The organism is Paraprevotella clara YIT 11840, assembly GCF_000233955.1.
Taxonomy (GTDB): Bacteria; Bacteroidota; Bacteroidia; order Bacteroidales; family Bacteroidaceae; genus Paraprevotella; species Paraprevotella clara.
In genome coordinates this window covers 208620-216790 of sequence record NZ_JH376593.1, presented here as the reverse complement: position 1 = coordinate 216790, position 8171 = coordinate 208620, and the positions used below count along the sequence as shown (strand labels likewise).

The following is an 8171-nucleotide window of genomic DNA, read 5'->3' as shown; positions in this document are numbered from 1 at the left end:
GAGGAAAACGCGCATCGGGCAAACCATAGACCAAAATAAAGCGCGTCCACCCTGACCGGGGACGCGCTTTATATTTCATGTAAAAGTGCTTAAGAAAAGCCTAAGCGTTCGCCTTTTAGTCGTTCAACTTCGCCTTGATGAACTCACGGTTCAGACGGGCGATATTGGCGATACTTTCGCACTTCGGACACACGGCCTCACAAGCGCGGGTATTCGTACAGTTACCGAAGCCGAGTTCGTCCATCTTGGCTATCATGGCCTTGGCACGGCGTGCAGCCTCAGGACGGCCCTGCGGCAACAAAGCCAACTGGCTCACCTTGGAAGAGACGAACAACATGGCAGAACCGTTCTTGCAGGCTGCCACACAGGCACCGCAACCGATACAACTGGCGCAATCCATGGCTTCATCGGCATTCTGCTTCGGAATCAAAATGGCATTGGCATCCTGGGGCTGTCCCGTACGCACGGTCACATAACCGCCGGCTTGCATGATTTTATCGAAAGCGGTACGGTCTACCATGCAGTCTTTGATGACGGGGAAACCGGCGGAACGCCACGGCTCCACGGTAATCGTATCGCCGTCCTTGAACTTACGCATATAGAGCTGGCAGGTGGTGGCACCGCGTTCGGTCTTGCCGTGGGGCGTACCGTTGATGTACAAAGAACACATACCGCAGATGCCTTCGCGGCAATCGTGGTCGAATACGAACGGTTCCTTGCCCTCCTCTACCAGTTGTTCATTCAAAATGTCCAGCATCTCCAGGAATGAGGTATCGCCCGGAATGTCTTTCATCTCACGCTCGTCAAAATGGCCCTTGTCTTTCGGTCCGTTCTGGCGCCAATATCTAAGCTTAAATGATATATTTTTCTCCATTGTTGTTTTTCTTTATAATCGTTGAACAAACCGTTTATTAGCTCTTGTAGTTACGTGTCTGAACCTTGATGGCTTCGTAAACGAGAGGTTCCTTATACAATACGGGAGCCACGTCGTCAGAGCCTTGGTACTCCCAGCAAGATACGTAGAAGTAGTTCTCGTCGTCACGCTTGGCTTCGCCTTCTTCCGTCTGGTATTCTTCGCGGAAATGACCGCCGCAAGACTCGTTACGGTTCAGGGCATCATAAGCGATGAGTTCGCCCATCGTGATGAAATCGTTCAGGCGCAATGCCTTCTCCAGTTCGATGTTCACGCCTTCCGTAGAACCCGGGATGAACAAATTGGTCTCGAACTCCTTGCGGATGTCTTTCAAGAGCTTCAACGCCGTCTTCAGACCTTCTTCCGTACGGCCCATGCCGACATATTCCCACATGATGTGGCCGAGTTCTTTGTGAATGGAATCCACGGATTTCTTTCCCTTGATGCCCATCAAATGGTCGATACGTGCCTGCACGGCCTTCTCTGCCTCTGCGAATTCAGGCAGTTCGGTAGAGAAACGGGGAACGGTAATCTGGTCGGCCAGATAGTTCTGGATGGTGTAAGGCAGGACGAAGTAGCCGTCGGCCAAACCCTGCATCAAGGCGGAAGCACCCAAACGGTTGGCACCGTGGTCTGAGAAGTTACATTCACCGATGGCAAACAAGCCCTTGATGGAAGTCTGAAGCTCGTAGTCTACCCAGATACCGCCCATCGTGTAGTGGATAGCCGGATAAATCATCATCGGATTATAGTATTTCACGCCGTTGATTTCGTTAGCCAGCTTACCGGGGTTCACGTCGGTGATTTCTTCGTACATGTCGAAGAGGTTGCCGTAACGCTGGAGCACCACGTCGATACCCAGACGCTCGATACTTTCAGAGAAGTCGAGGAATACGGCCAAACCGGTATTGTTCACACCGAAACCTTTATCGCAACGCTCCTTGGCTGCACGTGAAGCCACGTCGCGGGGAACAAGGTTACCGAATGCCGGATAGCGGCGTTCCAAATAATAGTCACGGTCTTCTTCAGGAATATCGCTGCCCTTCTTGGTTCCGGCCTGCAATGCCTTGGCGTCTTCCAATTTCTTGGGCACCCAGATACGGCCGTCGTTACGCAGAGACTCTGACATCAAAGTCAGTTTGGACTGCTTGTCGCCATGGACGGGGATACAAGTCGGGTGGATTTGTACGTAAGCGGGATTGGCGAAATAAGCTCCCTTGCGATAACACTGCATGGCAGCCGAACAGTTACAGCCCATGGCATTGGTAGAAAGGAAATACGTATTACCATAACCTCCGGTAGCGATAACTACGGCATGGGCGGCAAAACGCTCCAATTTACCGGTCACCAAGTTGCGGGCGATAATACCACGTGCACGACCGTCTACCATCACCAAATCCATCATTTCGTAACGGGTGAACAATTTCACCGTACCGGCATTCACCTGACAGCTCAAAGCCGAATAAGCACCGAGCAACAACTGCTGTCCGGTCTGTCCTTTGGCGTAGAACGTACGGGATACCTGTGCGCCACCGAACGAACGGTTGGCCAACATGCCTCCGTATTCGCGGGCAAAGGGAACACCTTGTGCCACACACTGGTCGATGATGTTGTTGGAAACCTCGGCCAAGCGATACACATTGGCTTCACGGGCACGATAGTCGCCGCCCTTCACCGTATCGTAGAACAAACGGTAAACAGAGTCACCGTCGTTCTGGTAATTCTTGGCTGCATTGATACCTCCTTGTGCAGCGATGGAGTGTGCGCGGCGCGGAGAATCCTGAATACAGAAATTAAATACTTTGAATCCCATCTCGCCGAGAGAAGCTGCGGCAGAGGCACCGGCCAGACCGGTACCGACCACGATGATGTCCAAACGCCGCTTATTGGCCGGATTCACCAATTTCTGATGTGCCTTATAATTGGTCCATTTCTCAGCTACCGGTCCTTCCGGAATCTTGGAATCGATTATCTTTGTCATAGTTCGTTTCAATTTAATGATTCATTAATTAATATTAGTAGCACACGCTTCCGCTGCAACCGCCGCAGAAAGAGAAATACAATGCCACTACCAAGAACATCAGGATGACGATAGTGGTGTAGATGTTGCCGATGCACTTCCAACGGTCGAACCACACCTTACCGTTCCAACCCAATGTCTGGATGGCACTCCAGAAACCGTGCGTCAAATGGAACCACAGGGCAGCCAGCCAGATGATGTACAATACGGTATAAACCGGATTGCTGAACGTAGCTACGATATAACCGTAACCATCCGTTGCGTGCAGGCCGCCCATGTAGGGATCGCCCATCAACTCGGCAAACATCATGTTATACCAGAAATTGTACAGGTGCAGAACCATGCCCAATACAACGATGATGCCCAGCACCAACATGTTCTGTGAAGCCCACTCCACCTTGTCAGGCTTACTCGTCACGTCGTAACGGTTGTTACCGCGCGCCTTACGGTTTTGCATCGTCAGCCAGAAAGCATAGATGATGTGAATAATCACCAAAGCTGCCAATGCCAGAGTTGCCGCTACCGCATACCAGTTGGAGCCCAGAAATTCACAAATCATGTTATAGCCTTCTGCCGAGAACAGAGCCACAACGTTCATCGACGCATGGAACGTCAAGAACAGGACAAGCGCGATACCGGTAACCGACATCACCACTTTCCTACCAATAGATGAATCACATAACCACATAAATGATTGAATTTAAAATATTTAATAAATAATATAAAGGAATTCCTACATCTTCATCCTCCTGATAAGGTTCTGCAAAATTACTCTAAATCCTGAATAACACAAAGAAATAGCCGAATTATATTCCTAAAAATCACTACTTTTGTAACCGTAAAAACAAGTTAAAAATGAAGTTCGACTACGATGTGATAGTGATAGGCGGCGGCCATGCAGGCTGCGAAGCGGCAGCAGCCTCTGCCAACATGGGAGCGCAAACCTGCCTTGTCACCATGGACATGAACAAGATTGGACAAATGAGTTGCAATCCGGCCGTGGGGGGCATTGCCAAAGGACAAATCGTCCGGGAAATAGACGCTTTGGGCGGCTACATGGGTATCGTGACCGACCGCACCGCCATACAATTCCGTATGCTCAACCGTTCGAAAGGCCCGGCTATGTGGAGCCCCCGCGCCCAGTGCGACCGTGGAAAATTCATCTGGGCATGGCGGGAAATCCTGGAAAATACACCCAATTTGCATATTTGGCAAGACCAAGTGAAGGAACTCCTCGTAGAGCACGGAGAAGTGGCAGGCGTGAAGACATATTTCGACGTGACGATCCGGGCACGCTGTGTCATCCTGACGACCGGCACGTTCCTGAACGGCCTGATGCACATCGGACACACGCAGTTGCCCGGAGGCCGTGTGGCCGAACCGGCATCGTACCATTTGACCGAATCCATCGCCCGCCACGGCATAAACTACGGGCGGATGAAAACCGGGACACCGGTACGCATCGACGGAAGAAGCGTACATTTCGAGGAAATGGAAATACAGGAGGGAGAACACGACTACCATAAGTTCTCATTCATGGGGCGCGACCGGCAACTGAAACAACTTCCGTGCTGGACCTGTTTTACCAATCCGGAAGTTCATGAAGTGTTGAGAAGCGGTTTGCCGGATTCTCCCCTTTACAACGGACAAATCCAAAGCATAGGGCCGCGCTACTGCCCGAGCATCGAGACCAAACTGGTCACCTTTCCTGAACGTGACCAACATCAGCTTTTCTTGGAGCCGGAGGGCGAAAGCACGCAAGAATATTATTTAAACGGCTTTTCATCGAGCCTGCCGCTCCACATCCAAATCGAAGCCTTGAAAAAAATCCCGGCTTTCCGCGATCTGGCCATATACCGGCCGGGTTATGCCATAGAATACGATTACTTCGACCCCACCCAACTGTATCACACGTTGGAATCGAAAATATTGCCGGGCTTATTCATGGCCGGACAAGTCAACGGAACCACAGGTTACGAAGAAGCAGGCGGACAAGGCATCGTAGCCGGAATCAATGCTGCCTTGAAATGTTCCGGAGGCGAACCTTTCGTCATGCACCGCGACGAATCCTATATCGGCGTACTCATCGACGATTTAGTCACTAAAGGAGTAGACGAACCTTATCGCATGTTCACGTCGCGGGCAGAATATCGTATCTTGCTTCGTCAAGATGATGCAGACGCACGCCTCACGGAACGTTCTTATCAAATAGGATTGGCTACACGCGAACGCTATGACCATTGGCTTTCCAAAAAGGACGCTGTCGAACGAATCGTAAGTTTCTGCAAAGAATTCTCGTTGAAACCGGCCCTGATCAATTCCGGATTGGAAGCTTTAGGCACGACACCGCTCAAATACGGATGCAAACTTTTCGAATTAATCAACCGTCCGCAAATCACGGTGAAAAACATTGCCGAACATATCGCACCGTTAAAGGCTCTGCTCGACACATTGACCGACCGACGGGATGAAATCATCGAGGCTGCCGAAGTATTGATAAAGTATCACGGGTATATTGCCCGCGAAAGAATCATCGCCGACAAGATGCAGCGCTTGGAAAGCATTAAGATAAAAGGCCGCTTCGATTACAAAAACATGAACTCCCTGTCGACCGAAGCCCGTCAGAAATTAGAGAAAATCAATCCGGAAACATTGGCACAGGCCGGACGCATCCCAGGCGTCTCTCCCAGCGACATCAACGTGCTGCTCGTGCTTCTGGGACGGTAGTCGGAAGCTCTACGTTTCACGTGAAACAAAACTTAAATTACCAACAGATAAAATACTGGTTATGAACAATCCAACATTACTGAAGAATCTGCGAAACATTCCGGACTTCCCTATACCCGGAGTTCAGTTCAAGGACGTAACGACACTCTTCAAAAACGCGAAGTGCATGAAGATTATGCTAAACGAATTGTATGAAATCTATAAGGACAAAGGCATCACAAAGGTGGTCGGCATAGAGTCGCGCGGTTTCGTCCTCGGTGCTGCCCTTGCCGTGAAACTGGGCGCCGGTTTCGTTATGTGCCGGAAACCCGGAAAACTTCCGGCCGAGACCTTACAGGAAAGTTATATGAAAGAATACGGTAAGGATACGATAGAAATACATAAAGATGCCATTGACGAAAAAGACGTGGTCCTCATTCATGACGACCTGCTTGCCACAGGCGGTTCCATGAAAGCGGCCTACAACTTGGTGAAGAAGTTTAATCCGGCACACGTCTACATCAATTTCATTATCGAACTGACGGGCGAAGGATTGAACGGACGCGAGGTTTTCGACGAAGGCATTGAAATCAGCACACTCTTACGTGTCTAAAAATAGCTTTTTTAACGGGGACATGCAGCACGCTGTATTGTCCCCTTTTCATATTCAATTCCAAACGCCATGACGACCGAAGAAAAAGAGAAGCTGGACGCTTATTTGAAAGGCATCGTCCTGAACCTGCCGGACAGTCCGGGATGCTACCAATATTTGAACGACGAGGGGGAAATCATCTATGTGGGTAAGGCCAAAAACCTGAAACGGCGCGTCTATTCCTATTTCAGCAAAGACCACCAAAGCCGGAAAACAGCCATGCTGGTCAGTAAAATCAGGGATATCAAGTATATTGTGGTAAACAGCGAAGAAGACGCGCTTTTATTGGAAAACAACCTTATCAAACGCTATAAACCGCATTACAACGTGTTGCTGAAGGACGACAAGACCTATCCGTCCATTTGTGTGACCAACGAATACTTTCCCCGCATTTTCAAAACACGGCACATCGTACGTAACGGTTCCGTGTACTTCGGCCCTTACAGCCATATTCCCACGCTGAATGCCTTACTCGAGCTCATCAAGAACCTCTATCCGTTGCGTACGTGCCACCTCGCGCTCACACCTGAAAACATCCGTAGCGGAAAGTTCAACGTCTGTTTGGAATACCACATCAAGAACTGCAAAGGCCCTTGCATCGGAGCGCAAAGCCGCGAAGAATACCTCCAATCCATCCAAGAAGCCAAGGAAATCCTGAAAGGAAACACGGCCGAAATCAGCCGGAACATGCTCGTCGAAATGCAAGCGTTGGCGGCGGAAATGCGTTTCGAAGAGGCACAAGCCATCAAAAGGAAGTACGACCTTTTGGAAAGCTACCGGAGCAAGAGCGAAGTGGTGAGCAACGTCCTCCACAACATCGACGTTTTCTCCATTGAGGACGATGGAAACGCGGCTTACATCAACTACTTGCACGTGACGAACGGGAGTATCAACCAGGCCTTCACCTTTGAATATAAAAAACGGATGAACGAGTCGCCAGAAGAACTGTTGACGCTGGGCATCGCTGAAATGCGGGAACGCTACAAGAGCCGTTCCAAGGAAATCATCACTCCCTTTCCCATCGACGTGGAAATGGAAGGCGTCACCTTCACCGTCCCGCAAAGGGGAGACAAGAAGAAACTGCTGGAACTCTCTATCCTCAACGTAAAACAATACAAACTGGACCGGCTCAAACAGGCCGAGAAACTCAATCCGGAACAGAAAAGCGTACGGCTGATGAAAGAAATACAGCAAGCCATGCACCTTGAAAAGCTCCCCATGCGCATCGAATGTTTCGACAATTCAAACATCTCGGGGACGGATGCCGTGGCGGCCTGCGTAGTCTTCAAAAAGTGCAAACCCAGCAAACAGGACTACCGCAAATACAACATCAAAACCGTGGTCGGACCGGACGATTATGCCTCGATGAAAGAGGTGGTGCGCCGCCGGTATTCACGCGCCGTGGCGGAACAAGGCGAACTGCCCGACCTCATAATCACGGACGGCGGACGGGGACAGATGGAGGTGGTACGCGAAGTGGTAGAAGACGAACTCGGACTGCGCATCCCCATCGCCGGACTGGCCAAAGACGACCGCCATCGCACCAACGAACTGTTGTTCGGCTTCCCGCCTATCGTCATCGGCATGAAGACAGACAGCCCTGTGTTCCGGCTCATGACCCAGATACAGGATGAAGTGCACCGTTTTGCCATCACTTTCCATCGCGACAAACGCAGCAAACACCAGACCGTTTCGGCACTGGACACCATCAAAGGCATCGGCGAGAAAACCAAAACCCAGTTGCTCAAACGGTTTAAAAGCGTGAAACGTATCCGGGAAGCTTCGTTCGACGAACTGGCCGCAGAAATCGGACCGGCCAAAGCGAAAATAATACAAGAAAACCTGCCTGCTGAAGCATGACATGCAGGCTTTTTTCGTAT

At 50.4% G+C, this 8171-nt stretch carries 6 protein-coding genes; 3 read left to right on the top strand and 3 right to left on the bottom strand.

From position 1 onward, the window contains the following. Nucleotides 1-115 precede the first annotated feature (115 nt). The 3 genes from HMPREF9441_RS05830 to HMPREF9441_RS05820 are packed head-to-tail and all read right to left on the bottom strand — an operon-like array spanning nt 116 to nt 3621. On the bottom strand, nt 116-874 hold the full coding sequence (locus HMPREF9441_RS05830) for a succinate dehydrogenase/fumarate reductase iron-sulfur subunit (RefSeq protein WP_008619073.1): 759 nt from the start codon (nt 872-874) through the stop codon (nt 116-118). A gap of 37 nt (nt 875-911) precedes the next feature. Next, entirely contained in the window at nt 912-2894 is a 1983-nt protein-coding gene (locus HMPREF9441_RS05825; RefSeq protein ID WP_008619072.1) for a fumarate reductase/succinate dehydrogenase flavoprotein subunit, read from the bottom strand. Nucleotides 2895-2928: 34 nt separating this feature from the next. Continuing rightward, on the bottom strand, nt 2929-3621 hold the full coding sequence (locus HMPREF9441_RS05820) for a succinate dehydrogenase/fumarate reductase cytochrome b subunit (protein ID WP_009392003.1): 693 nt from the start codon (nt 3619-3621) through the stop codon (nt 2929-2931). Nucleotides 3622-3788: 167 nt separating this feature from the next. On the opposite strand from HMPREF9441_RS05820, the gene mnmG reads away from it, so the two are divergent. The 3 genes from mnmG (at nt 3789) to uvrC (ending at nt 8151) form a co-directional block, all read left to right on the top strand. Continuing rightward, entirely contained in the window at nt 3789-5660 is a 1872-nt protein-coding gene (gene mnmG, locus HMPREF9441_RS05815) for a tRNA uridine-5-carboxymethylaminomethyl(34) synthesis enzyme MnmG (RefSeq protein WP_008619070.1), read from the top strand. A gap of 61 nt (nt 5661-5721) precedes the next feature. Continuing rightward, nucleotides 5722-6252, top strand: coding sequence for an adenine phosphoribosyltransferase (locus tag HMPREF9441_RS05810; RefSeq protein ID WP_008619069.1), 531 nt, complete (start codon nt 5722-5724; stop codon nt 6250-6252). A gap of 69 nt (nt 6253-6321) precedes the next feature. Further along, complete coding sequence (gene uvrC, locus HMPREF9441_RS05805; RefSeq protein WP_008619068.1) at nt 6322-8151, top strand: excinuclease ABC subunit UvrC; 1830 nt, start codon at nt 6322-6324, stop codon at nt 8149-8151. The last annotated feature ends 20 nt before the right edge of the window (nt 8152-8171 follow it).